This is a genomic window from Streptomyces sp. NPDC001832, from assembly GCF_040297265.1.
Taxonomy (GTDB): domain Bacteria; phylum Actinomycetota; class Actinomycetes; order Streptomycetales; family Streptomycetaceae; genus Streptomyces.
The window spans coordinates 103,087-127,302 of record NZ_JBEOYU010000008.1 but is presented as its reverse complement, the minus strand read 5'-3'; the positions used below and the strand labels follow the sequence as shown (position 1 = coordinate 127,302).

The following is a 24,216-nucleotide window of genomic DNA, read 5'->3' as shown; positions in this document are numbered from 1 at the left end:
GAGCCCTCCCCCACATGCCGTAGGCTTGCGGGGTTGGGCGCCTGCCGCCCAAGACCGACTTACTACGCCGTAGGTCCCCGCGCCGCACCCGTCCTGCCTCTGAGTGGGGAGAGGGATGGCGCATACAGGAAACCCCGGCGAGAGAGGCCGAAGGCCAATTCATGACCATGACTGATCCCATCGCAGACATGCTCACGCGTCTGCGTAACGCGAACTCGGCGTACCACGACTCCGTCGTGATGCCGCACAGCAAGATCAAGTCGCACATCGCGGAGATCCTCCAGCAGGAGGGCTTCATCACCGGCTGGAAGGTCGAGGACGCCGAGGTCGGCAAGAACCTCGTCCTCGAGCTGAAGTTCGGCCCGAACCGCGAGCGTTCGATCGCCGGCATCAAGCGCATCTCGAAGCCGGGTCTGCGTGTATACGCAAAGTCCACCAACCTGCCGAAGGTTCTCGGCGGCCTGGGCGTGGCGATCATCTCCACGTCCCACGGTCTCCTGACCGGCCAGCAGGCTCAGAAGAAGGGCGTAGGTGGGGAAGTCCTCGCCTACGTCTGGTAGTCGGGAACGGAGGAATAGCTCATGTCGCGAATCGGCAAGCTCCCCATCCAGGTTCCCGCCGGTGTGGACGTCACCATCGATGGCCGTACGGTCGCGGTGAAGGGCCCCAAGGGCACCCTCACGCACACCGTTGCGTCGCCGATCGAGGTCACCAAGGGTGAGGACGGCTTCCTCAGCGTCACCCGCCCGAACGACGAGCGTCAGAACAAGGCCCTGCACGGCCTGTCCCGCACGCTGGTGGCGAACATGATCACCGGTGTGACCCAGGGATACACCAAGGCGCTCGAGATCAGTGGTGTCGGTTACCGCGTCCAGGCGAAGGGCTCCAACCTGGAGTTCGCCCTGGGCTACAGCCACCCGATCCTGATCGAGGCCCCGGAGGGCATCACCTTCAAGGTGGAGTCCCCCACGAAGTTCTCCGTCGAGGGCATCGACAAGCAGAAGGTCGGCGAGACCGCGGCCAAGATCCGCAAGCTGCGGAAGCCTGACCCGTACAAGGCCAAGGGCGTCAAGTACGCCGGCGAGGTCATCCGCCGCAAGGTCGGAAAGGCTGGTAAGTAGCCATGGCATACGGCGTGAAGATCGCCAAGGGCGACGCCTACAAGCGTGCCGCCCTCAAGCGTCGCCACATCCGCGTCCGCAAGCACATCTCCGGTTCGCCGGAGCGTCCGCGCTTGGTCGTGACGCGGTCCAACCGCCACATGGTCGCTCAGGTCATCGACGACATCGCGGGCCACACGCTCGCGTCGGCGTCGACCCTGGACGTTTCCATCCGTGGTGGCGAGGGCGACAAGAGCACCCAGGCCAAGCAGGTCGGCGCCCTGGTCGCTGAGCGCGCCAAGGCAGCAGGCGTCGAGGCCGTCGTGTTTGACCGCGGTGGTAACCAGTACGCCGGGCGGATTGCCGCTCTGGCTGACGCCGCCCGTGAAGCCGGGCTGAAGTTCTAAGCCCCGGTTCCTACGCACAGCGGACGTAACAGAGAGAGGTAAATCCAATGGCTGGACCCCAGCGCCGCGGAAGCGGTGCCGGTGGCGGCGAGCGGCGGGACCGGAAGGGCCGTGACGGCGGCGCAGCTGCCGCCGAGAAGACCGCGTACGTTGAGCGCGTTGTCGCGATCAACCGCGTCGCCAAGGTTGTGAAGGGTGGTCGTCGCTTCAGCTTCACCGCGCTGGTCGTGGTGGGCGATGGTGACGGCACCGTCGGTGTCGGCTACGGCAAGGCCAAGGAAGTTCCCGCGGCCATCGCCAAGGGCGTGGAAGAGGCCAAGAAGAACTTCTTCAAGGTCCCGCGCATCCAGGGCACCATCCCGCACCCGATCCAGGGCGAGAAGGCTGCGGGCGTCGTCCTGCTGAAGCCTGCTTCCCCCGGTACCGGTGTTATCGCCGGTGGCCCGGTGCGCGCCGTTCTGGAGTGCGCCGGCGTTCACGACATCCTGTCGAAGTCGCTCGGCTCCGACAACGCGATCAACATCGTGCACGCGACCGTGGAGGCCCTCAAGGGCCTGCAGCGCCCCGAGGAGATCGCGGCTCGCCGTGGTCTGCCCCTCGAGGACGTCGCCCCCGCGGCTCTGCTTCGTGCACGTGCGGGAGCGGGTGCGTAATGGCTCGCCTCAAGATCACGCAGACGAAGTCGTACATCGGCAGCAAGCAGAACCACCGCGAGACGCTGCGTTCGCTCGGGCTCAAGCGCCTGAACGACGTGGTTGTCAAGGAGGACCGTCCCGAGTTCCGCGGCATGGCTCACACCGTCCGCCACCTCGTGACGGTTGAGGAGGTCGACTGACATGGCGGAGAACAAGCCGCTGAAGGCCCATGACCTCCGGCCCGCCCCGGGTGCCAAGACCGCCAGGACCCGTGTGGGTCGTGGTGAGGCGTCCAAGGGTAAGACCGCCGGTCGTGGCACCAAGGGCACCAAGGCCCGTTACCAGGTTCCGGAGCGCTTCGAGGGTGGGCAGATGCCCCTCCACATGCGTCTCCCGAAGCTCAAGGGCTTCAAGAACCCGTTCCGCACCGAGTACCAGGTCGTGAACCTGGACAAGCTCGCGACCCTCTACCCCGAGGGTGGCGAGGTCACCGTGGCCGACCTGGTCGCCAAGGGTGCGGTGCGCAACAACCACCTCGTCAAGGTCCTCGGACAGGGCGAGATCTCCGTGGCACTGCAGGTTTCGGTTGACGCCGTCTCCGGCTCCGCCAAGGAGAAGATCGCCGCCGCCGGCGGCACCGTCACCGAGCTCGTCTGAGACAACTCGGACAACTCGATGGCTTGAACATCCGACCGGGGATGCCTCTTATTCGAGGCATCCCCGGTTGGTCGTTCCTAGGCAGGCATGGTCGCCGGTAAGGTGGCGTGCGTTGTTGTGTGGTAACCCCCCTGGGCACCCGTCCGGGGTCCTTTGACCGTTACGTATTCGTCGATCCTCAAGACCGTCACCTCTTCGCATTGCGCGGGGGTCGCAGGAGGCACCGTGCTCACCGCGTTCGCCCGGGCGTTCAAGACGCCCGACCTGCGCAAGAAGCTGCTCTTCACGCTCGGCATCATCGTGGTCTACCGGCTCGGGGCGCACATCCCGGTGCCGGGAGTGAGCTACGAGAACGTTCAGATGTGTGTTGATCAGGCCAGCAAGGGCAACAACAGCCTCTTCGGCCTGGTGAACATGTTCAGCGGTGGTGCATTGCTGCAGATCACGATCTTCGCGCTCGGCATCATGCCGTACATCACGGCCAGCATCATCCTTCAGCTGCTGACCGTGGTGATTCCCCGACTCGAGTCACTCAAGAAGGAGGGGCAGTCCGGCCAGGCCAAGATCACGCAGTACACGCGTTATCTGACGGTCGCGCTCGCCATCCTCCAGGGCACCGGGCTGGTGGCCACCGCCACCAGTGGCGCGCTGTTCAGCGGCTGCCCGGTCGCCGACCAGATCGTGCCGGACCAGTCGATCTTCACGATCATCGTCATGGTGATCACGATGACCGCGGGCACCGCGGCCCTCATGTGGCTCGGTGAGCTCATCACCGACCGCGGCATCGGCAACGGCATGTCGATCCTGATGTTCATCTCGATCGCCGCCAGCTTCCCCGGCTCCCTGTGGGCCATCAAGACCAGCGGCAAGCTGGCCGACGGCTGGATCGAGTTCGGCACCGTCATCCTGATCGGCTTCGTGATGGTGGCCCTCGTCGTCTTCGTCGAGCAGGCCCAGCGCCGTATCCCGGTGCAGTACGCGAAGCGCATGATCGGCCGCAGGTCGTACGGCGGTACCTCGACGTACATCCCGCTGAAGGTGAATCAGGCGGGTGTGATTCCCGTCATCTTCGCTTCTTCGCTGCTCTACATCCCGGCCCTGATCGTCCAGTTCACAAACTCCACCGCGGGCTGGGCGACCTGGATCAGGGACAACTTCGTCAAGGGCGACCACCCGATCTACATCACGGCGTACTTCCTGTTGATCGTCTTCTTCGCCTTCTTCTATGTGGCGATTTCGTTCAACCCCGAGGAAGTCGCCGACAACATGAAGAAGTATGGTGGCTTCATCCCGGGTATCCGGGCTGGTCGACCTACTGCCGAGTACCTGAGCTACGTGCTCAACAGGATCACTTGGCCGGGCTCGCTGTACCTGGGCCTGATCGCTCTGGTGCCGACAATGGCGTTGGCAGGCTTCGGCGGTGCTAACCAGAACTTCCCGTTCGGCGGGACAAGCATCCTCATCATCGTGGGTGTGGGTCTGGAGACCGTGAAGCAGATTGAGAGTCAGCTCCAGCAGCGCAATTACGAAGGGTTCCTCCGCTGATGCGAATCGTCCTCGTCGGGCCGCCCGGTGCCGGCAAGGGAACGCAGGCTGCGTACCTTGCCAAGAACCTGTCGATTCCGCAGATCTCCACGGGCGATCTCTTCCGTGCCAACATCAGCCAGGGCACCGACCTTGGCAAGCAGGCCCGCGCCTTCATGGACGCAGGGGAGTTGGTGCCGGACGAGGTCACCATCGGGATGGCCAAGGACCGCATGTCCCAGCCGGACGCCGAGAACGGCTTCCTGCTGGACGGCTTCCCGCGCAATGTGGGTCAGGCCGAGGCTCTTGACGCCATGCTCAAGGACGAGGGCACCAAGCTGGACGCGGTCCTGGACCTGGAGGTCCCCGAGGACGAGGTGGTCAAGCGCATCGCCGGCCGCCGAATCTGCCGGAACGACGGCTCGCACGTCTTCCATGTGACGTACAACCCGCCGAAGACCGAGGGCGTCTGCGACACCTGCGGCGGTGAGCTGTACCAGCGCGACGACGACACCGAGAACACGGTTCGTACCCGGCTGGAGGTCTACCACACGCAGACCGAGCCGATCATCGACTACTACAGGGCCCAGAACCTGGTGGTCACCATCTCCGCGCTCGGCAAGGTCACCGATGTGACCGAGCGGGCGATGGAGGCTCTCAAGGCCGACAGGGGCTGACAGAGCAACCCGCAGTACTTGTGCAGTCGGCCGCGGCGTCCATGGGCGCCGCGGCCGACTGCTTGCGCCGTATCGTTGAGTACGCCGCACCCGTCACCGATCGATGCAGTCCGATGCAGAGAGGCGCCGCGCAATGGTGCAGATCAAGACCCCTGAGCAGATCGCGAAGATGCGCGAGGCGGGGCTGGTGGTCGCTGCCATTCACGCGGCCACCCGCGAGGCGGCGGTCCCCGGTGCCACCACGCTGGACCTGGACCGGGTCGCCCGCAAGGTGATCGCCGACCACGGAGCAAAGTCGAACTTCCTCGGGTACGGCGGGTTCCCCGCGACCATCTGCACCTCGGTAAACGAGGTCGTCGTCCACGGCATCCCGGACGACAAGACCGTCCTCAAGGACGGCGACATCATCTCCATCGACGCCGGCGCGATCGTCGACGGCTGGCACGGCGACGCCGCGTACACGGCATTCGTCGGCACTGGCCACGCTCCGGAGCTGATCGAGCTCTCCCGGGTGACCGAGGAGTCCATGTGGGCCGGTATCGCCGCGATGAAGGTGAACAACCGCCTCGTCGACATCTCGAAGGCGATCGAGTCCTACATCCGCCGCCAGCCCCGCCCCGCCACCGGCAAGTACGGGATCATCGAGGACTACGGCGGTCACGGCATCGGCACCGAGATGCACATGGACCCGCACCTGCTGAACTACGTCGCCCGCAAGCGCGGCAAGGGCATCAAGCTCGTGCCCGGCGTCTGCCTGGCCATCGAGCCGATGGTTTCCCTCGGTACGCCGCAGACCGAGGTGCTTCAGGACGACTGGACCGTGATCACGACGGACGGCACCTGGTCCTCCCACTGGGAGCACTCGATCGCGCTCACCGAGCAGGGCCCGCTGGTCCTGACGGCCCCCGACTGCGGCAAGGCGAAGCTGGCCCAATACGGGATCGAGACGGCACCGGACCCTTCCCCGAGGTCTTGAGGACCACCCGAGGTCTTGAGGACCAGGGGAGACCCCGTCGGCCGATTTGACCCTCTTGTGGAGGTCTAAGGATCTCCTGGGGCGGGCAAACTTGACGGATTCGTCTTTTGGGGTCCGCTGACGTAGACTGACGCGTCGGCTCTTGTGCATCCGTGTGTCCACATGTCCACGTGCGATGCCAAAAGTCGATCAAGGTAGCCGATTCGAAAGGCGAAGCGTGGCCAAGAAGCAAGGTGCCATCGAAATTGAGGGCACCGTGATCGAGTCCCTCCCGAACGCCATGTTCAAGGTGGAACTCCAGAACGGTCACAAGGTCCTCGCGCACATCAGCGGCAAGATGCGGATGCACTACATCCGAATCCTTCCGGATGACCGGGTCGTCGTGGAGCTCTCTCCGTACGACCTGACGCGTGGCCGGATCGTCTACCGCTACAAGTAGATCTTGCCCGCACCCCGCTTCGGCGTGGTGATGGCACTGACCCGGAGAACCTGACATCCCATGAAGGTCAAGCCGAGCGTCAAGAAGATCTGCGACAAGTGCAAGGTGATCCGCCGCCACGGTCGGGTCATGGTCATCTGCGACAACCTGCGCCACAAGCAGCGCCAGGGCTGACGCACGACCCCCTGCATCTCGCAGCACTTCGCGCGACGCACGTAATACGTACATACGCAGAGCCCGTCCAAGCTTCGGCTGACGACACCTCCGGCGGGGGCCGGGGACCCGGGCGTACCACCTCTCACCGCGAGAGGTCGGCGATCGGGAGTGGCACTGTGGAAGACCCCCGAAATGACAACTGGAGCCATTGAATGGCACGCGTTTCAGGTGTTGACATCCCGCGCGAAAAGCGCGTGGAGGTTGCCCTCACCTACGTCTTCGGTATCGGGCGCACCCGGTCCAAGGAGATTCTCGCCACCACCGGCGTGAACCCGAACACCCGCGTTCGTGACCTGGCCGAAGAGGACCTGGTCAAGATCCGCGAGTACGTGGACGCCAACCTCCGCACCGAGGGTGACCTCCGTCGCGAGATCCAGGCCGACATTCGCCGCAAGGTCGAGATCGGCTGCTACCAGGGCCTGCGTCACCGCCGCGGTCTGCCGGTCCACGGCCAGCGCACCAGCACGAACGCTCGTACCCGCAAGGGCCCGCGTCGCGCGATCGCCGGTAAGAAGAAGCCGGGCAAGAAGTAGTCCTCAGCGGACGCACTGCGGGCGTCCGGGCCACCGGTCATCCGCAGCAACCAGCGGTCTTCGCTGTAGGACCGATCACCTCCCCTCTCCATCTGGAGTCAAGACATGCCCCCCAAGGGTCGTCAGGGCGCAGCCAAGAAGGTGCGTCGCAAGGAAAAGAAGAACGTCGCTCACGGCCACGCGCACATCAAGAGCACGTTCAACAACACGATCGTCTCGATCACGGACCCCTCGGGCAACGTGATCTCCTGGGCCTCCGCCGGCCACGTCGGCTTCAAGGGCTCGCGCAAGTCCACTCCCTTCGCCGCGCAGATGGCCGCCGAGTCGGCCGCCCGCCGCGCGCAGGAGCACGGCATGCGCAAGGTTGACGTCTTCGTCAAGGGTCCGGGCTCCGGCCGCGAGACCGCGATCCGTTCGCTCCAGGCCACCGGCCTGGAGGTCGGCTCGATCCAGGACGTCACCCCCACTCCGCACAACGGATGCCGGCCGCCCAAGCGTCGCCGCGTCTGACGTCTTCGCGGTAGAGCAACGCGGGTCCGGGCGGTACGGCTCCTTCGGGTCGTGCCGCCCGTACCCTTGTCAGTACCTGGGGGCGTCAAATAGTGGGCGCCCACGACTGAAGGAACGCAACATGCTTATCGCTCAGCGTCCGTCGCTGACCGAAGAGGTCGTTGACGAGTTCCGCTCCCGGTTCGTCATCGAGCCGCTGGAGCCGGGCTTCGGTTACACCCTCGGCAACTCTCTTCGCCGTACGCTCCTCTCCTCGATTCCCGGCGCTGCTGTCACCAGCATCCGGATCGACGGTGTCCTGCACGAGTTCACCACCGTGCCGGGCGTCAAGGAGGACGTCACCGACCTCATTCTCAACATCAAGCAGCTGGTCGTCTCCTCGGAGCACGACGAGCCGGTCGTGATGTACCTGCGCAAGCAGGGCCCCGGCCTGGTCACCGCTGCTGACATCGCCCCGCCGGCCGGTGTCGAGGTCCACAACCCGGACCTGGTCCTGGCCACGCTGAACGGCAAGGGCAAGCTGGAGATGGAGCTGACCGTCGAGCGCGGTCGTGGCTACGTCTCCGCCGTCCAGAACAAGCAGGTGGGCCAGGAGATCGGCCGTATCCCGGTCGACTCCATCTACTCGCCGGTGCTCAAGGTCACGTACAAGGTCGAGGCGACCCGTGTCGAGCAGCGCACCGACTTCGACAAGCTGATCGTCGACGTCGAGACCAAGCAGGCCATGCGTCCCCGTGACGCCATGGCGTCGGCCGGTAAGACCCTGGTCGAGCTGTTCGGTCTGGCGCGTGAGCTCAACATCGATGCCGAGGGCATCGACATGGGCCCGTCCCCGACGGACGCAGCGCTCGCTGCCGATCTGGCCCTGCCGATCGAGGAGCTCGAGCTCACGGTCCGTTCGTACAACTGCCTCAAGCGTGAGGGCATCCACTCCGTGGGTGAGCTCGTGGCTCGTTCCGAGGCCGACCTGCTCGACATCCGCAACTTCGGTGCGAAGTCGATCGACGAGGTCAAGGCGAAGCTGGCCGGTATGGGCCTGGCGCTCAAGGACAGCCCGCCCGGATTCGACCCGACGGCCGCGGCCGACGCGTTCGGCGCCGATGACGACGCGGACGCCGGTTTCGTGGAGACCGAGCAGTACTGATTTGCCTCCGGCTGGGGTGCCCAGGTCTTCCGGGCGCCCCGGACCGCTTTATCTTCCGTGTGGCGTCCGCCGCACGGGAACTGACACCGGTACCTGATACGGCCGGTGCAGCACACAAGGAGAAAAACCATGCCGAAGCCCGCCAAGGGTGCCCGTCTGGGCGGCAGCGCTGCGCACGAGAAGCTTCTTCTCAACAACCTTGCGAAGTCGCTGTTCGAGCACGGCCGCATCACCACGACCGAGGCCAAGGCCCGCCGCCTGCGTCCGGTCGCCGAGCGTTTCATCACCAAGGCGAAGAAGGGCGACATCCACAACCGTCGCCTGGTGCTGCAGTCGATCACGGACAAGAGCGTCGTGCACACGCTCTTCACCGAGATCGCCCCGCGGTACGAGAACCGCCCCGGTGGTTACACCCGCATCACCAAGATCGGCAACCGTCGTGGCGACAACGCCCCGATGGCCGTCATCGAGCTGGTCGAGGCGCTGACCGTGGCCCAGCAGGCCACCGGTGAGGCCGAGGCCGCGACCAAGCGTGCGGTCAAGGAAGACGCCCTCAAGAAGGACGAGGCGCCGGCCGAGTCCGTCGAGGACGCCAAGCCGGCCGAGGCCGACGCGCCCGCCGCGGAAGCGGCTGATGTGGAAGCCAAGGACGCCTGAGCGTTCTGAGACCACTGGACGGGCCCGCATCACCCTTCGGGGCGGTGCGGGCCCGTTCCGTATGCACTGGCAGAAAAGGATCCTTCGGTGAGTGACGAGGTAGAGCCCGGCTTCGTACGGGTGCGGCTGGACCTGGCGTACGACGGCAAGGACTTCTCCGGCTGGGCCAAGCAGACCTCCAGGCGGACTGTCCAGGGGGAGATCGAGGACGCGCTGCGGACCGTGACGCGGTCCTCGCGGACGTACGACCTGACCGTCGCCGGGCGCACCGATGCCGGGGTGCACGCCCGGGGCCAGGTCGCCCATGTCGACCTGCCGGAAGAGGTGTGGGCCGAGCACGCGGACAAGCTGCTGCGGCGGTTGGCCGGACGGATGGCGCCCGATGTACGGATCTGGCGGATCGCGGAGGCTCCGGCCGGATTCAATGCCCGGTTCTCGGCGCTGTGGCGTCGTTACGCGTATCGCGTCGCCGACCGGCCCGGCGGGGTTGATCCGCTGTTGCGCGGTCATGTGCTGTGGCACGACCGGTCGTTGGACGTCGACGCCATGAACGAGGCGGCGGCCCGGATAGTCGGGGAGCACGACTTCGCCGCGTACTGCAGGAAGCGCGAGGGCGCGACGACCATCCGTACGTTGCAGAAGCTGAGTTGGGTACGGGAAGAGCCGTCCGGGATCATGACGGCGACCGTGCAGGCCGATGCGTTCTGCCACAACATGGTGCGGGCGCTGATCGGGGCGGCGCTGTTCGTCGGGGACGGGCGCCGCCCGGCGGAGTGGCCCGCACAGGTGCTGGCGGCACGGGTACGGGACCCCGGCGTGCATGTGGTGCGCCCCCATGGGCTGACGCTGGAGGAAGTGTCCTACCCGGCCGACGAGTTGCTGGCCGCCCGCTCCAAGGAGGCGCGCAATGTGCGCTCGCTCCCCGGAGCCGGCTGCTGCTGAGCCCCGCGGGGAAGGGTGAGGAGGAACGCGGGGCGCACGAGTTCCCTGGCCGTGTCAGAGGCTGTCGGGTGCGGTGGCCGCCGCCGATGCCTGGAGCTCTCCGCGGTGGTGGATTTGACGGAACGTGAAGTTCGTCAGGTCGTTGCCGATGGTGAAGACGTTCTTGTCGGCCTTGGTGACGTCCTTGCCGCTGGTGAACCCGCTGATGGCGAAGTAGGCGTAGCGGCCGTAGAAGTTGGCGGTACGGCGGCAGACCGATCCTGCGGAGCAGAAGGCCGGCACACCCGCGCCGCTCAGTGCGGCGACGCTGCCGCTCGACTGCTGGGCCGCCTTCTTCGCCTGGGCTTCCGTCTCGAAGACCGCGACGCCGATGGTGACGGCGACGCCGTCCTTGCTGTACGTGGCCCGGATGACCTGGTCGCAGCCGTTGTTGACGAGGATCGAGCCGAGTGCGTCCTTGGTGGTCGCGGCGCAGTTCGTCGTCTGCTGCGTCGCGCCCTTGATGTAGACGCGGTCGCCCATCGTCAGCTTCTTGCCGGGGAAGAACGCGTCGACGGTGATCGGCGCCTTGTCCTTCCTGACGTCGGATATGTAGTCCTTCGGGTCCGGCGGGGGCGGTGGCGCCACCGAGGAGAAGGACGGCTCGGGCTCGGCGGTGTTGTCCGGCAGGTCGGTCGGTGCCGGCAGTTCGCTCGCGTTCTTGCCCGAGCCGGTGGAGCTGTTGCCGTTGTTGATCGAGATGACCGCCGTCGCCACGACGGCTCCGACCGCCGCGGTGGCGAGCACGCCACCGCCGATGAGCAGCCACTTCTTGCGGCGGCTGCGCGCGGCGGACTCGTCGGCCAGCGCTGCCCAGTCCGGAGTCTGTGTGCCCCCGGGCCCCCAGGAGGGCCCCCCTTGCCCAAAGCTCATGCGGCGAATCCTAGACGGAACACAAACCGGTTGGGCCAGGGCTTCGCGGCCCGCGACAATGCTGTGCATGGGACATCTCGAAGCAGGCCACCTGGAGTACTACCTACCGGACGGGCGGGTGCTGCTCGGCGATGCTTCGTTCCGGGTGGCGGACGGGGCTGTGGTCGCCCTCGTGGGGGCGAACGGCGCCGGAAAGACCACGTTGCTGAGGCTGCTGGCCGGGGAGCTCCAGCCGCACGGCGGGTCCGTGTCGGTGAGCGGCGGGCTCGGGGTGATGCAGCAGTTCGTGGGCTCCGTGCGGGACGACCGTACGGTCCGGGATCTGCTGATCTCCGTCGCCCAGCCCCGTATCCGGGAGGCTGCGCTAGCGGTCGACAAGGCCGAGGAGCTGATCCTCACCGCCGACGACGAGGCCGCGCAGATGAAGTACGCGCAGGCCCTGAGCGACTGGGCGGAGGCCCGCGGGTACGAGGCCGAGACGGTGTGGGACATGTGCACCATGGCCGCGCTCGGTGTCCCGTACGAGAAGGCGCAGTGGCGGGAGGTGCGCACGCTGTCCGGCGGTGAGCAGAAGCGGCTGGTGCTGGAGGCGCTGCTGCGCGGGCCGGACGAGGTGCTGCTGCTCGACGAGCCGGACAACTATCTCGACGTCCCCGGGAAGCGGTGGCTGGAGGAGAAGCTGAAGGAGACCCGTAAGACGGTCCTCTTCGTCTCACACGACCGGGAGCTGCTGTCCAGGGCCGCCGAGAAGATCGTCAGCGTCGAACCGAGTCCGGCGGGCAGCGACGTGTGGGTGCACGGCGCCGGTTTCGATACGTACCACCAGGCTCGCAAGGACCGGTTCGCCCGGTTCGAGGAGCTGCTGCGGCGCTGGGAGGAGGAGCACGCCCGACTGAAGGCGCTGGTCCACCGGCTGCGGCAGCAGGCGGCGAGCAGCCCCGACATGGCGTCCCGCTACCGGGCGATGCAGACCCGCTTCAAGAAGTTCGAGGACGCGGGACCGCCGCCGGAGCCGCCGCGCGAGCAGGACATCAAGATGCGCCTTCGCGGCGGCCGGACCGGCGTCCGGGCGGTGACGTGTACGGGGCTGGAGCTCACCGGGCTGATGAAGCCATTCGACCTGGAGATCTTCTACGGGGAGCGGGTCGCCGTCCTCGGCTCGAACGGCTCCGGGAAGTCGCACTTCCTGCGGCTGCTCGCGGGCGAGCCGGTGGCGCACACGGGGGAGTGGAAGCTCGGGGCACGCGTCGTACCGGGTCACTTCGCGCAGACGCATGCCCATCCGGAGCTGCTGGGCCATACGCTCGTCGAGATCCTGTGGAGCGAACACGCCAAGGACCGAGGCGGGGCGATGTCCGTACTGCGGCGGTACGAGCTGGAGCGGCAGGGCGACCAGCCGTTCGAGAAGCTGTCCGGCGGGCAGCAGGCGCGGTTCCAGATCCTGCTGCTGGAGCTGGCCGGCACCACGGCGCTGCTGCTGGACGAGCCGACGGACAACCTGGACCTGGAGTCGGCGGAGGCCCTGCAGGACGGGCTGGAGGCATACGACGGGACGGTGATGGCCGTCACGCACGACCGCTGGTTCGCGAAGTCCTTCGACCGGTATCTGGTGTTCGGCTCGGACGGCGTCGTACGGGAGACGACGGAGCCGGTGTGGGACGAGCGGAGGGTGGAGCGGGTGCGGTGATGCTCCGCCTCGCGGCGGGGGCGTGGGCACAGGCGCGCGGGGGCGGGGCCCACCCGTCTGGGTGAACCCTCCGCGAAGGGAGGACACCTCCGATGCCCCGTCCCTAGCGTGTCCGCATGGTCAGCTCATCACACGAGGCGATGCACCGGATTTTCCAGGAGGATCCCGGCGTTTTCGCACGGACTTTCCGCACGCTGGGGCTTCCCTTTCCGGAACCCGTCGCGGTGTCCCTCATGCCTACCGATCTCACCGAGATCCAGCCGCTCGAAAGGCGGGTGGACACCCTTCTGCGGATCGACGCGGCCGAAGGCGAAAGCTATCTGTTGGCCGTGGAAGCGCAGGGCAAGAAGGATCGGGGCAAGCCCGGCAGCTGGGCCTATTACATGGCCCACTTGTACGCGAAGTACCGGCTTCCCCCGCTCCTCCTGGTGACGTGCCAGGACAGTTCGACGGCCGAGTGGGCAGCCGAGACGGTGGTCATCGGTCCGGCGGCATGGCCGACGCTGTCGCTGCGCCCGTTGGTGCTCGGGCCGCACAACGTCCCAGTCTTCACCGATGTCGACGCCGCCGCGCGGGACATTCCCCTCGCCACGCTCTCGGCCATCACGCATGGTAAGAATCCGAATGCTGGAGCCATACTGAAGGCATTGGCCGCCGCTCTGCAGACGGTAGACGAAGATACGGCGATGATTTTCGCCGAACTCACGGAACTCGGCCTGGGCTCCGCTCCGGCCGCACAGATCTGGAGGGATCTGATGGCTGTCGACCTGTCTTTCTTCCGCTCGGAGACATCTCAGCGCCTGCGTTCCGAGGCGAAGGCCATTGGGCGTGCCGAGGGGCAGGCCATTGGGCGTGTCGAGGGGCGTGTCGAGGGGCGTGCCGAGGGGCGTGCCGAGGGGCGTGCCGAGGACATTCTGCGGATTCTGTCCAAGCGCGGGGTCGAGGTGTCGGAACAGGTGCGGCGGCGGGTCGTTTCGTGCAGTGACCTCGATGTGCTGAGTGCCTGGCTGGACCAGTCCCTGACCGTCGAGGCCGCCGAGGACCTGTTCGGGGCGACCGAGGCCTGACGCAGGGGCGGCTGGAGCCGGGGCGGGCGCGCCCGAACCCCGGCCAGCCGGGGTGTAGGGGCGGTTTTGACCCGCGCGGGGGAGCAACGGTATTCTTCTGGTTTGTTATGCGTATTGGCTTGGTCGTTCTCACGCGAGGGGCCCTTACGCCGGTCCACCGGGTCGATGACCAGCGGCAGGCACTCGGGTTGCGTCCCCGCAGCGCCGTCAAGGCTGGTGTGATCGTCCGGGTGGCCTTGTCAGGACTCACTCACTGAAGAAGCGAAGGCTACGACCGTGCGTACGTACAGCCCCAAGCCCGGCGATGTGACGCGCCAGTGGCACATCATTGACGCGCAGGACATCGTCCTGGGTCGTCTGGCCACCACGGCTGCGAACCTCCTCCGCGGCAAGCACAAGGCGGTTTACGCCCCCCACATGGACATGGGCGACTTCGTCATCATCATCAACGCCGACAAGGTTCACCTTTCCGGCAACAAGAAGACCCAGAAGATGGCGTACCGCCACTCCGGGTTCCCGGGTGGTCTCCGCTCCGTCCGTTACGACGAGCTGCTCGAGAAGAACCCCGAGAAGGCTGTCGAGAAGGCCATCAAGGGCATGATCCCCAAGAACAGCCTGGGCCGTCAGATGCTCTCGAAGCTCAAGGTCTACGCGGGCGACCAGCACCCGCACGCTGCTCAGCAGCCGGTCCCGTTCGAGATCACCCAGGTCGCGCAGTAGTTCCGGCCTCCCCCTAAGACCATAAGAAAGATCTGAGGAGAATCGTGGCCGAGACCACTGTTGAGAACCCCGTCGAGGGCACCGAGGGCGAAGAGGTTTTCGCTGAGGTGACCACCTTCGAGTCCGAGGTTCCCGTCGAGGGCGAGTACACCAGCGAGTCGCTGGCTTCCCGCTTCGGCGACCCGCAGCCCGCCGCCGGCCTTGGCCGTCGGAAGAACGCCATCGCCCGCGTCCGGATCGTTCCGGGCACCGGCAAGTGGAAGATCAACGGTCGCACCCTTGAGGACTACTTCCCCAACAAGGTGCACCAGCAGGAAGTCAACGAGCCCTTCAAGGTGCTCGAGCTCGACGACCGCTACGACGTCATCGCCCGCATTTCGGGTGGCGGCGTCTCGGGTCAGGCCGGCGCCCTGCGCCTCGGTGTGGCCCGTGCGCTGAACGAGGCGGACGTGGACAACAACCGCGCCCCGCTGAAGAAGGCCGGCTTCCTCTCCCGCGACGACCGTGCGGTCGAGCGCAAGAAGGCCGGTCTCAAGAAGGCCCGTAAGGCCCCGCAGTACAGCAAGCGCTAAACCGCCTGCTCATCTGCTTTACACGTTCGCCCCGGCGGCACACCTTGTGCTTGCCGGGGCGTTCGTCTATCGCCAACCTCGGGCGTATAACGGCATAAGACGTTCATACGCTTGCGTACGCAGCGCAGCGGTGTGTTGCGTTGCGTTGTCCGGCGACGGATGCGCCGCGTTCTGCGCATCGTGTTGCCGTGTTGCTGTGTTGCGTTGGTTTGCTTTGGTTTGGTTTGCGGTTTCGGAGCATTTTCGGAGGACACCAGTGGGACGACTCTTCGGCACGGACGGTGTGCGCGGTGTTGCCAATGCGGATCTGACGGCTGAGCTGGCGCTCGGTCTCTCGGTCGCTGCGGCGCATGTGCTTGCCGAGGCGGGCACCTTTGAGGGGCATCGGCCGACAGCCGTGGTGGGACGTGATCCACGTGCGTCCGGAGAGTTCCTTGAGGCCGCCGTCGTGGCCGGCCTCGCCAGCGCGGGCGTGGACGTCCTGCGGGTCGGTGTGCTGCCCACCCCTGCGGTGGCGTACCTCACCGGCGCGCTGGGCGCCGACCTCGGTGTGATGCTCTCCGCCAGCCACAACGCCATGCCGGACAACGGGATCAAGTTCTTCGCCCGTGGCGGTCACAAGCTCGCCGACGAGCTGGAGGACCGGATCGAGACCGTCTACGAGCAGCACCGCACCGGTGAGCCCTGGGCGCGTCCGACGGGCGCCGGGGTGGGCCGGGTCACCGACTACGCCGAGGGCTTCGACCGGTACGTCGCCCACCTCATCGCCGTCCTCCCGAACCGGCTCGACGGGCTGAAGGTCGTCCTCGACGAGGCACACGGCGCAGCCGCCCGGGTCTCGCCCGAGGCCTTCGCGCGGGCCGGCGCCGAGGTGATCACGATCGGCGCGGAACCCGACGGTCTGAACATCAACGACGGCTGCGGCTCCACCCACCTGGAGCAGCTGAAGGCCGCCGTCGTCGAGCACGGCGCCGACTTCGGCATCGCGCACGACGGCGACGCCGACCGCTGCCTCGCCGTGGACGCCACGGGCGCGGAGGTCGACGGCGACCAGATCCTGGCCGTGCTCGCCCTCGCCATGCGTGAGGCCGGGCAGCTGCGCAAGGACACCGTGGTCGGCACGGTCATGTCCAACCTCGGCTTCAAGATCGCGATGGAACGGGAGGGCATCCAGCTCGTCCAGACCGCTGTCGGCGACCGTTACGTACTGGAGTCGATGAAGGCCGAGGGCTTTGCGCTGGGCGGTGAGCAGTCCGGCCATGTCATCGTCCTGGACCACGCCACGACCGGCGACGGCACGCTGACCGGCCTGATGCTGGCGGCCCGGGTCGCCGCCACCGGCCGTACGCTCGCCGAGCTGGCCGGGGTCATGCAGCGGCTGCCCCAGCTGCTGATCAACGTCCCCGACGTCGACAAGTCCCGGGTCGACACCTCCCCGGAGCTGGCCGCGGCGGTCGCCGATGCCGAGCATGAGCTGGGGTCCAACGGGCGTGTGCTGCTGCGCCAGTCGGGCACGGAGCCGCTGGTACGCGTCATGGTCGAGGCGGCCGACATCGAGCAGGCACGGACGGTCGCCGAGCGGCTGGCCGATGTGGTGAAGTCCACGCTCGGCTAGCGCGTGTTTCGAAAGTCCCGTCCGGCCGGGCGCGCGCGGGCGAACCCCTCGACAGGCGAGGGGAAGCGCATCGAGGCGCCCGGCCCGACGCTGTCGCTGCTTGACGACGGTGACCGTGGCCTCACCGACCGCGGCGGTGTGCTGGGTGTCAATCGTGGGTGAGGTCGTAATGGCCGGACCGGCTCGCCACGTAGCCCGTCCGGCGGCAGTGCGCCGCCCACAGGGCCCTCTGGACCAGCAGCGTCAGAGTCCCGGCGGCCACGATCCCGCCGAGGTTCGCCAGCAGCTGGGTCGTGGAGCCCGACATCTGGCTGTAGTCGCTGTAACTGAACGCCACCGCCGCATTGGCCGCGGCCGGCACGGTGGTCACCGAGATGGCGACCCCGATCAGCGCGCCGGACTTCGCCGAGGTGAGCGAGAGCGTCCCGGCGATTCCGGCCAGGAACGCCACCACGAACGACATCGCGTCCGGCTTCCAGATGAACGCCGTGCTGGGCCGGTCGGCCTCGATCATCGAACGGGTGAACAGCCCGAAGGCGTCCATCAGCCAGGCGAAGCCGGCGGTCAGTACCATCGCGACGGCGAAGCCGCCGATCAGCGCCACCAGCGACCGCCACACCAGCCGCGGAGCGCGCTGCACCAGGGCTGTGGAGATCCCGGCCAGTGGCCCGAACTCCGGGCCTACAGCCATCGCGCCCACGATCAGGATCGCGTTGTCGAGCATCACACCGCAGGCGGCGAGCATCGTCGCGACCGCGAGGAACGCCACATAGGTGACGGTGAACGTCGAATCCTCGTGGGTCGCCTCCGTCAGCTCCTCCCACAGCACCGCGTCCGCGCCCTCGCCCGGCGCCGCCTCCTCGGCCATGTCGGCGTGCGCAGAGAGTGTCAGGTCCATGTTCTCGACGGTGATCGAACCGGACTTGTCGATACCGAGCCCGCGCAGTGCGCTGATCAGCTCGTTGCCCGCCTCCCGGGCCACATCGCACAGCACCACGTCGCCCGCCGGATTACGGGCGACCCCGGACATCACCACGAGATGCGTCGTACCGACGGTGCTCTCCATCAGGTGCACCACCTCCTCCGTACGGTCGGCGGGGACGATCAGGCGCAGATGCAGCACGCGGCGGGCTCCTCGGTGATGGGCTACGGCAGGGCGTCAAGCGTTCAGAGCTTGCGCAGGGACAGCCGCTGGACCTTGTGGTCCGGCCCCTTGCGCAATACCAGAGTGGCACGGCCCCGGGTGGGCGCGACGTTCTCCACCAGATTGGGTCTGTTGATGGTCCTCCACGTCGTCGCCGCGTACTCCATCGCCTCTGCCTCGGAGACCTGGGTGTACTTGCGGAAGTACGAGAACGGGTTCTGGAACGCCGTCTCGCGCAGCTCCCGGAACCGGTTGAGATACCAGGTCTCGATGTCCTCGGTCCGCGCGTCCACGTACACACTGAAGTCGAAGTAGTCGGCGAGTCCGACCCTGGTCCGCCCGTCCTTGCCGGGCATCGCGGGCTGCAGCACGTTGAGCCCCTCGACGATCAGGATGTCGGGACGGCGTACGGTGAGCCGCTCGCCCGGCACGATGTCGTAGATCAGATGTGAGTAGACGGGCGCCGTCACCTCGTCCTTGCCGGCCTTGATGTCGGCGACGAAACGGGTCAGGGCCCGCCGGTCGTAGGACTCGGGGAACCCCTTGCGCGACATCAGCCCGCGTGCCTGGAGCTCCTTCATCGGCAGCAGGAACCCGTCCGTGGTGACGAGCTCCACCCGAGGATGCTCGGGCCAGCGCGCGAGCAGCGCCTGGAGGATACGGGCGCTGGTGGATTTGCCGACCGCGACACTGCCCGCGACCCCTATGACGAACGGGGTGCCGCGCTGCGCGCCGTGCCCGTTGCCCGCGTCCCCGAGAAAGGTGTTCAGTGCGCCGCGCAGGCCCGAGGTGGCCTGGACGTAGAGGTTGAGCAGCCGGGAGAGTGGCAGGTAGACGTCCCGGACCTCGTCGAGGTCGATGACGTCCCCGAGCCCGCGCAGCTGCTCCACCTCTTCGGCGGTCAGCGGCAGCGGCGTCTTGTCGCGCAGAGCGCTCCACTCGGCGCGCGACAGATCGACGTACGGCGTCGCCGCGTGCTCGGCGCGTCGGTGGGTGCTCCGTGGCGGCGAAGTGATCACAGCTTCATTGTTGCGGGAGTTTCAACCGAGTGGGGGGTGGGCTCGGTCACGTGGGTAGCGGAGGCGGGTCCTGTGCGATCAGGGGCGGCGGCGACGGTCACTGCTTACGGTCTGGTGAAGGACCTCCTGGAGTTCCTCAAGCGCTGACCCCGCCGCACGGCCCGGGGCTGTGCGGCGGCCCGCGTGAGAACGGTCATGCCGAGGCCGCGGCGGACCGCTGTTGCTGTCCTGAAGCGCCGGATGCGGCCGCCCTCAGGCGAGCGTGACGAACTGTGTCTCGACGACGGTGAGCGGCACGACCAGGTCCTTCGGGGCCGAGGCGGCCCCGGCGCCGGTGGTGGTGAAGAGACAGACGGTGGTACCCCGGCGCATGATGATCACCTTCGCCGCGGACTCGGCCCCGTCCGTGCGCAAGGTGAGTCCGAACCCCATAGCCTGGTCCGACCCCTCGGGGGCGTGTTCCCTGACCGCGCCGGTCACCTCCCGCTCCTCACCCACGACCGTCAGGGTGAAGCCGCCGCCGCAGGAGTCGGCGGCCGTGCTGAGCTCCGCCAGCGCGTCCACGGCGTCCTCACCCTTGTACGAGGCGAGCGTCACCGTCGTCACCAGCCCGTCGTCGGACACCCGGCGCACCACGGTGTCCTCCGGGTCACCGACCGCCACGCCCACCGCCGCGCGGGCGAGCGGCCGGCACGCGCGCTCGGCGCGGACGTCCTTGGCCTTAGGCGCGTCCTTTCCGGTCGGGGTCGTCACCGTGAGCCCCGGCACGCTGTCGCGCTTCAGGGCCTTTGCCGCCAGCCCGACGGGACCGGTGGCGGCCGGGCTGGCAGCCACCCCTGACCGCAGGTCGTACTCGACCGATCCCGCGCCGCCGCCACCCGCTACGGAGCACGCCGTCGCGAGGACCAGCAAGGCGGCGGACAGCGCGCCGGCCGGTGCTGTGCGGGAGACCGCGCCGGGGCGGACGCCGCCGTGGGCGGCCGCGCCCCACTCGTACTGCTTCATCGTGTCGTCCCTCGAAGGTGCCTGGTGGTCGGGTCGGGGCAGGTCAGCCGAGCGCCTTCTTGTTCTCCCAGCCGCCGCTGATGACGGTGGTGGGGCTGCCACCCCAGGTGGCCGTCGCCTTGTAGAAGCGCAGGGTGCCGTCCGCCATGAGTGCCCAGATGTCGGGGATGCCGTCGCCGGTGACGTCGGGGGTGCCGGTCATCAGCGGGATGGCGGCCAGACCCCATCCGGTCCCGAACTCCGCGTCTGCCCCGGTGAGGGAGTTCACCGCGCTGGAAAGAGAGGTCAGGCTGGTCCCGCCCGCCGCGTCGGGCTTGCCGAGGCGGAGCAGCAGCCGGTCGGTCGCAAACGTCCGGTAGACCAGGTCCGCTGCCCCGTCGCCGTTGTAGTCGCCGACGTTGACCAGGTCGCGATTGGTCCACGCGCTCCCGGAGAGCCGTGTGGCGGTCTGGAACGTGCCGCCGGTGTAGCCGGTGAAGGCCCACAGAGTGTCGCCCGACGTCGCGAAGAGCTCGGGCCGGTTGTCCCCGGTGATGTCGCCGACCGCCAGGATCTGGGTGAAGGCCGACGGGGCAGGTGCGTTCTCCGGCAGCCACACCTCGGTGCGCTGCTCGACGTCGACGCTGCCGTAGCCGTCGCCCCGGTAGATGTAGAGCTTGCCGTCGCCCGTCCGCGCGACCAGGTCCTGGATGCCGTCGCCGGGCAGGAAGTCGCCGTTGTGGGTGATCAGCGAGGGCTTCCCGTCCTTGTCCAGCCAGTAGTCGCCGTGGTCGGAGACGCCGTCCTCGTCGAGGTCGGCCTCCAGGCTGACGCCGTCCATGTGGGCAGCCTGGAGGGAGACGTGGATGTCGCCGCTGGTGGTGGCCGGGTAGAGCCGCAGGTCGCCGGTGGCGTCCAGGAGGTAGAGGTCGGCGACCCCGTCCCCGGTCACGTCACCCGGCTTGTCCTTCGTGTCCCGGGGAGTGACGTAGAAGAGGTACTTCGTCGGAGACGACGACGTGTTGCCCGAGCTGTCGGCCGCCTTGGCGTAGAGGATGTTCGGTCCCGCGGCCAGCGGCGGGATGGCCACGGTGGCGGATCCGCCGGCGGTGACCGTCGTGGACTTGCTCAGACTGGTCGAGTTGACGGAATACAGGTATTTGACCGTGTCGGTCGAGCCCGCCGGACTGAAGGTGAAGTTCCCGGTGGTGCCGAACTTCACCTTGCTCCAGTTGGTGCCGTTGCCGTCGTCTTCGGGGTAATCGGTCGAGGTGATCTCCGGGGAGTTCGGCGCCGAGGAGTCGTACACGAAGCCGCAGTTGGCAGTTGTCGGCGGCCCGTACGTGGACGCGGCGCCCGACGAGTCGATCGCCCGGACCCGCCAGAAGTACGTCTTGCCGTTGGCGAACTCGCTCGCCGTGCCGTCTGCGCCGTCGAGAGTCACGCTGGCCGCGCCGGTCGAGTCGACCGTCCGGTTCCCGTCGTAGATCTTGGTGCTGCTGCCGGACTGCCAGATCTCGAAATCGAGGTACTTCAGGTCACCGTCCGGGTCGCTCGACTTGGCGGCCAGCGTCACGTCGCTCAGCCCCACCGAGGCGTACGGGCTGGTGGTGTCGCAGCCGGTGCCCGGCGAGATGTCGAGACCGGTGGGCTCGGCCGGCTTGCGGTTGTACGTGATCACGATCTTCGGGGCGGACTCGCCCTCGGCCTTGAACTTCTTCCAGGAGTACGAGGAGTCCTCCGTGGTCGCCTGGAGACCGATGGTGAAGTTGGTCCAGCCGCCGTTCGCCGCGTCCTGCGCGACCGACTTCCCGTCGTACACCACGTAGGCGTCCGGGCAGGACGAACTCCAGCCGTTGGCGAAGGACTTCCTTCCGATCTCCTTGGTCCAGGAGGGCTGGTTGTTCCACGTGGTGGAAGAGGAGATGCCGCCTGTGCGCCAGACCTGCATCTCGCGGGCCGAGCACGACCAGCTGTAGGTCTCGTAGAGTCTCAGGTCCGCCTTGGTGACCGTGGCGCCTTTGATGCTCGATGTCCAGGCCAGCCGGAAGAACGAGCGGGACAGACCACCGGTGGTCGACTCGTAGCCGACCCGTGCCTCGGTGGTACCGGTGTTGTAGTTCGCCCCGTCGTAGAAGCTGGATGTCGGGTACTTCTTGTACGTCGTCGTCCAGTTCTTCGTCTTGCCGGTGATCGACGGGTCGATGAAGACCGGCCAGACCGTCTTCGAGCTGGTCAGCAGTGACTCGTCCGGGGTGACGGCCAGCGTGGCGTCGGTGCTGCCGCCGCCGGTGAGCGTGGCCGCGCCCACCGCGGTGTGCGCGCCGATCTGCGGGCCGGCGAGGCCGGGGAGGTCCAGCACCTCGGCACCGGCGGAACGGAAGGCGGCGCGCGAGACGGTGCCCGCGGTGGCCGGGCCGGAGCCGTACGCCGACTGCTGCGCCGGGTCGTCGGAGGGGTCGTCCTGCGGGGCGGTCGACGTGGACGGGGTAGGGGCGGGGGCGGTGGCGCCCTCCTCCCCCTCCGGTGCCGCCGTGTCGTCGGTGTCCGGGGCGTCCGGGTCCTCAGGCGCGTCCGTGGGCTCCTCGCCCGGCTCCTCGGAGTACGACGGTGAGGGTTCGTCACTGGGCTCGGGGGCCACGGGGTCGTCGCCCTCCGTCACGGCCGGCCGGCCGGCGGAGTCCCACAGGAACGGGGTGGGCGAGACCGCAATCTCCGCACCGGCCTTGTCCGTCGCAGTGACCGCGTGCGTCACCGGGTCGAGGTGGAAGGTGAGGTCGGGGGAGCTGAGGCGGTACGAGAGGTCCGCCCCGGCGAGAGCGGAGGCCGCCTCGGCGTCGTGCACGACGAGCACATGGGTGAAGCCGCTGTCGCGTGCCGTCAGCAGCATGTCGACCCCGTCGAGCACGCCGGGATACAGGGCGGTGTCCCCGTCGATCTGCGGCTCCGGAAGCACCCCGGGCCAGCTCATGGTGATCTCGTGCCCGCCGGAGCTGAGGGTGACGAGGTCCTGGTAGGCGGAGGCGTCATCGGTGGCAGCGGTCACGGCACGGGGAGACGCAGCACGCGACACGGTGAACGAGGCGTGCTCCACCCCACCGGCCTTGCCCCTGCTCTTCCCGGCGGTGCTCGCGCCGTGGCCGGAGGAGAAGACCACCGGGTCGGACGCGGCCTTCGGCTCCCAACCCCGGTCCGTGCGGGCCAGGGTGGTGTCCAGAGACTTCCAGACACCGCCGACCTTGGCCCGTATCGGTGCCGCGCTCGCGGTGAGTTCGAAGCTGCCGTCGGGCAGTGCGAACGTCGTCGACGTGGCGTCGCGCAGGGCGGTCACCTCGACGCGCTTGCCGGTGCGGACGGCCTGCCGCTGCGCCCCGCTCTCGTCGAGCGGTGCGGTGGCCGGCGAGACCGGAGTGGCAGCCGGTGCGGCCGGGTCTGCGGGGTCGGGCCCGAGCAGGGCAAATCCGAGACCGGCCGCGACAAGCGTCGCCACTCCCGCCGCGGTGCGCCGGACGGTGGCCCGGCTGGGACGACGACGTTCCACGGTGCTGGATTCCCTCCCCCAAAAAAACGGCGTGAACCATTTCCGGAGGAGATGTCCTGGCGTCGGCAAAGCCGTACTCGCCGGGGCGTTCCGAGAATGCGCACGCCGTCACGTTTTCAGTGAGCCCCCGTCCCTCTCGGATTTCTCTCCGCTGTCCGGAGTTCCTCCCCCGACAGAGGAGGGGCGAGAGAGAAGCATGCCGGAAGGATCACATCGCATCCATAGCTGTGACCGTTCTGTGTTCGCGCCCCCGTGTTCACGGTCCGGACCCAGTCAACTCCGCTGAGCTGGCAAATCGCCCGCCCTTCACAGCCGCTGACGATTCAGCAGCGTGCGGGTACCTGGTCGAATCACTACAAAGAGTCGCGCGAGGAGGTCACTAGATGCCCCCGTTCGCCATTTTGCCCATATCTCAGTTGATCTTGAAGTGAATGCGCGACAATTTCCCGAATGAGGGAATAGCAGAGACAAAGGGAAGATGGATGAAAAATGTCGTGTGAGTGAGATCACTGCCGGGCCAGATCATTTGACGAGTTGT

Annotated in this window: 26 protein-coding genes; 21 read left to right on the top strand and 5 right to left on the bottom strand. The window is 67.5% G+C overall.

All coding sequences use genetic code 11. The features are described from left to right. The first annotated feature begins 161 nt into the window (after positions 1-161). From rpsH to truA, 16 genes are all read left to right on the top strand, one after another. Positions 162-560 (top strand): 30S ribosomal protein S8, encoded by a 399-nt coding sequence (rpsH, locus tag ABT115_RS09605; protein ID WP_005313538.1) that lies wholly within the window; start codon positions 162-164, stop codon positions 558-560. A gap of 21 nt (positions 561-581) precedes the next feature. Further along, positions 582-1,121 carry a 50S ribosomal protein L6 gene (gene rplF, locus ABT115_RS09600; protein WP_266747962.1) on the top strand — a complete coding sequence of 180 codons (540 nt, stop codon included), beginning with the start codon at positions 582-584 and terminating at the stop codon, positions 1,119-1,121. Between the two features lie 2 nt (positions 1,122-1,123). Continuing rightward, positions 1,124-1,507, top strand: a complete 384-nt coding sequence (rplR, locus tag ABT115_RS09595; protein WP_093540756.1) for a 50S ribosomal protein L18 — start codon at positions 1,124-1,126, stop codon at positions 1,505-1,507. A gap of 47 nt (positions 1,508-1,554) precedes the next feature. After that, complete coding sequence (rpsE, locus tag ABT115_RS09590) at positions 1,555-2,160, top strand: 30S ribosomal protein S5 (RefSeq protein WP_072485533.1); 606 nt, start codon at positions 1,555-1,557, stop codon at positions 2,158-2,160. Continuing rightward, positions 2,160-2,342, top strand: a complete 183-nt coding sequence (rpmD, locus tag ABT115_RS09585) for a 50S ribosomal protein L30 (protein WP_351786061.1) — start codon at positions 2,160-2,162, stop codon at positions 2,340-2,342. The genes rpsE and rpmD overlap by 1 nt, the downstream gene beginning before the upstream one ends. Before the next feature lies 1 nt (position 2,343). Then, positions 2,344-2,799, top strand: coding sequence for a 50S ribosomal protein L15 (rplO, locus tag ABT115_RS09580; protein ID WP_351786059.1), 456 nt, complete (start codon positions 2,344-2,346; stop codon positions 2,797-2,799). A 225-nt stretch (positions 2,800-3,024) separates the two neighbouring features. Then, positions 3,025-4,344, top strand: coding sequence for a preprotein translocase subunit SecY (gene secY, locus ABT115_RS09575; protein ID WP_351786056.1), 1,320 nt, complete (start codon positions 3,025-3,027; stop codon positions 4,342-4,344). Beyond that, the gene (locus ABT115_RS09570; RefSeq protein ID WP_351786054.1) at positions 4,344-5,000 is read left to right on the top strand and encodes an adenylate kinase; all 657 of its coding nucleotides are present in this window, start codon (positions 4,344-4,346) and stop codon (positions 4,998-5,000) included. The genes secY and ABT115_RS09570 overlap by 1 nt, the downstream gene beginning before the upstream one ends. Positions 5,001-5,133: 133 nt before the next feature. Beyond that, positions 5,134-5,976: a type I methionyl aminopeptidase gene (gene map / locus ABT115_RS09565; protein WP_351786052.1), complete on the top strand. Its 843-nt coding sequence runs from the start codon at positions 5,134-5,136 to the stop codon at positions 5,974-5,976. Between the two features lie 217 nt (positions 5,977-6,193). Beyond that, entirely contained in the window at positions 6,194-6,415 is a 222-nt protein-coding gene (gene infA / locus ABT115_RS09560; RefSeq protein WP_003956442.1) for a translation initiation factor IF-1, read from the top strand. A gap of 60 nt (positions 6,416-6,475) precedes the next feature. Beyond that, positions 6,476-6,589: a 50S ribosomal protein L36 gene (gene rpmJ / locus ABT115_RS09555; protein ID WP_003956441.1), complete on the top strand. Its 114-nt coding sequence runs from the start codon at positions 6,476-6,478 to the stop codon at positions 6,587-6,589. 194 nt (positions 6,590-6,783) lie between these two features. Then, positions 6,784-7,164, top strand: coding sequence for a 30S ribosomal protein S13 (rpsM, locus tag ABT115_RS09550; RefSeq protein WP_018519286.1), 381 nt, complete (start codon positions 6,784-6,786; stop codon positions 7,162-7,164). A 105-nt stretch (positions 7,165-7,269) separates the two neighbouring features. Then, positions 7,270-7,674 (top strand): 30S ribosomal protein S11, encoded by a 405-nt coding sequence (gene rpsK / locus ABT115_RS09545; protein ID WP_003956432.1) that lies wholly within the window; start codon positions 7,270-7,272, stop codon positions 7,672-7,674. Between the two features lie 121 nt (positions 7,675-7,795). Next, positions 7,796-8,818, top strand: coding sequence for a DNA-directed RNA polymerase subunit alpha (locus ABT115_RS09540; RefSeq protein WP_003966937.1), 1,023 nt, complete (start codon positions 7,796-7,798; stop codon positions 8,816-8,818). A 129-nt stretch (positions 8,819-8,947) separates the two neighbouring features. Beyond that, a complete protein-coding gene (gene rplQ / locus ABT115_RS09535; protein ID WP_351786049.1) occupies positions 8,948-9,475 on the top strand; it encodes a 50S ribosomal protein L17 in 528 nt (175 codons plus the stop codon). Between the two features lie 87 nt (positions 9,476-9,562). Next, positions 9,563-10,417, top strand: a complete 855-nt coding sequence (gene truA, locus ABT115_RS09530; protein WP_351786047.1) for a tRNA pseudouridine(38-40) synthase TruA — start codon at positions 9,563-9,565, stop codon at positions 10,415-10,417. A 54-nt stretch (positions 10,418-10,471) separates the two neighbouring features. Here the strand turns inward: truA and ABT115_RS09525 are convergent, their stop codons facing one another. After that, on the bottom strand, positions 10,472-11,329 hold the full coding sequence (locus ABT115_RS09525) for a hypothetical protein (protein ID WP_351786045.1): 858 nt from the start codon (positions 11,327-11,329) through the stop codon (positions 10,472-10,474). A gap of 58 nt (positions 11,330-11,387) precedes the next feature. On the opposite strand from ABT115_RS09525, the gene ABT115_RS09520 reads away from it, so the two are divergent. The 5 genes from ABT115_RS09520 to glmM all read left to right on the top strand — a co-directional run bounded on the left by ABT115_RS09520 (position 11,388) and on the right by glmM (position 16,990). Further along, on the top strand, positions 11,388-13,016 hold the full coding sequence (locus ABT115_RS09520; RefSeq protein WP_351786043.1) for an ABC-F family ATP-binding cassette domain-containing protein: 1,629 nt from the start codon (positions 11,388-11,390) through the stop codon (positions 13,014-13,016). Between the two features lie 116 nt (positions 13,017-13,132). Next, complete coding sequence (locus ABT115_RS09515) at positions 13,133-14,083, top strand: RpnC/YadD family protein (RefSeq protein ID WP_351786040.1); 951 nt, start codon at positions 13,133-13,135, stop codon at positions 14,081-14,083. Positions 14,084-14,359: 276 nt separating this feature from the next. Further along, complete coding sequence (rplM, locus tag ABT115_RS09510; RefSeq protein ID WP_351786037.1) at positions 14,360-14,803, top strand: 50S ribosomal protein L13; 444 nt, start codon at positions 14,360-14,362, stop codon at positions 14,801-14,803. A gap of 44 nt (positions 14,804-14,847) precedes the next feature. Continuing rightward, positions 14,848-15,375, top strand: a complete 528-nt coding sequence (gene rpsI, locus ABT115_RS09505) for a 30S ribosomal protein S9 (protein ID WP_351786035.1) — start codon at positions 14,848-14,850, stop codon at positions 15,373-15,375. A 256-nt stretch (positions 15,376-15,631) separates the two neighbouring features. Next, positions 15,632-16,990, top strand: a complete 1,359-nt coding sequence (glmM, locus tag ABT115_RS09500; protein WP_351786033.1) for a phosphoglucosamine mutase — start codon at positions 15,632-15,634, stop codon at positions 16,988-16,990. Positions 16,991-17,138: 148 nt separating this feature from the next. Here the strand turns inward: glmM and ABT115_RS09495 are convergent, their stop codons facing one another. From ABT115_RS09495 to ABT115_RS09480, 4 genes are all read right to left on the bottom strand, one after another. Further along, positions 17,139-18,113: a DUF389 domain-containing protein gene (locus ABT115_RS09495; protein WP_351786031.1), complete on the bottom strand. Its 975-nt coding sequence runs from the start codon at positions 18,111-18,113 to the stop codon at positions 17,139-17,141. Between the two features lie 44 nt (positions 18,114-18,157). Beyond that, positions 18,158-19,153 (bottom strand): type I pantothenate kinase, encoded by a 996-nt coding sequence (gene coaA / locus ABT115_RS09490; RefSeq protein ID WP_351786029.1) that lies wholly within the window; start codon positions 19,151-19,153, stop codon positions 18,158-18,160. 252 nt (positions 19,154-19,405) lie between these two features. Beyond that, positions 19,406-20,158 carry a hypothetical protein gene (locus ABT115_RS09485; protein WP_351786027.1) on the bottom strand — a complete coding sequence of 251 codons (753 nt, stop codon included), beginning with the start codon at positions 20,156-20,158 and terminating at the stop codon, positions 19,406-19,408. A gap of 43 nt (positions 20,159-20,201) precedes the next feature. Further along, positions 20,202-23,678 (bottom strand): FG-GAP-like repeat-containing protein, encoded by a 3,477-nt coding sequence (locus ABT115_RS09480; RefSeq protein WP_351786024.1) that lies wholly within the window; start codon positions 23,676-23,678, stop codon positions 20,202-20,204. Positions 23,679-24,216: the final 538 nt, after the last annotated feature.

Coding starts and splice junctions, on each gene's coding strand:
- rpsH (WP_005313538.1), top strand. CDS start 162: ATGACCATGACTGATCCCATCGCAGACATGCTCACGCGTCTGCGTAAC.
- rplF (WP_266747962.1), top strand. CDS start 582: ATGTCGCGAATCGGCAAGCTCCCCATCCAGGTTCCCGCCGGTGTGGAC.
- rplR (WP_093540756.1), top strand. CDS start 1,124: ATGGCATACGGCGTGAAGATCGCCAAGGGCGACGCCTACAAGCGTGCC.
- rpsE (WP_072485533.1), top strand. CDS start 1,555: ATGGCTGGACCCCAGCGCCGCGGAAGCGGTGCCGGTGGCGGCGAGCGG.
- rpmD (WP_351786061.1), top strand. CDS start 2,160: ATGGCTCGCCTCAAGATCACGCAGACGAAGTCGTACATCGGCAGCAAG.
- rplO (WP_351786059.1), top strand. CDS start 2,344: ATGGCGGAGAACAAGCCGCTGAAGGCCCATGACCTCCGGCCCGCCCCG.
- ABT115_RS09570 (WP_351786054.1), top strand. CDS start 4,344: ATGCGAATCGTCCTCGTCGGGCCGCCCGGTGCCGGCAAGGGAACGCAG.
- map (WP_351786052.1), top strand. CDS start 5,134: ATGGTGCAGATCAAGACCCCTGAGCAGATCGCGAAGATGCGCGAGGCG.
- rpmJ (WP_003956441.1), top strand. CDS start 6,476: ATGAAGGTCAAGCCGAGCGTCAAGAAGATCTGCGACAAGTGCAAGGTG.
- rpsM (WP_018519286.1), top strand. CDS start 6,784: ATGGCACGCGTTTCAGGTGTTGACATCCCGCGCGAAAAGCGCGTGGAG.
- rpsK (WP_003956432.1), top strand. CDS start 7,270: ATGCCCCCCAAGGGTCGTCAGGGCGCAGCCAAGAAGGTGCGTCGCAAG.
- ABT115_RS09540 (WP_003966937.1), top strand. CDS start 7,796: ATGCTTATCGCTCAGCGTCCGTCGCTGACCGAAGAGGTCGTTGACGAG.
- rplQ (WP_351786049.1), top strand. CDS start 8,948: ATGCCGAAGCCCGCCAAGGGTGCCCGTCTGGGCGGCAGCGCTGCGCAC.
- ABT115_RS09525 (WP_351786045.1), bottom strand. CDS start 11,329: ATGAGCTTTGGGCAAGGGGGGCCCTCCTGGGGGCCCGGGGGCACACAG.
- ABT115_RS09520 (WP_351786043.1), top strand. CDS start 11,388: ATGCTGTGCATGGGACATCTCGAAGCAGGCCACCTGGAGTACTACCTA.
- ABT115_RS09515 (WP_351786040.1), top strand. CDS start 13,133: ATGGTCAGCTCATCACACGAGGCGATGCACCGGATTTTCCAGGAGGAT.
- ABT115_RS09485 (WP_351786027.1), bottom strand. CDS start 20,158: ATGAAGCAGTACGAGTGGGGCGCGGCCGCCCACGGCGGCGTCCGCCCC.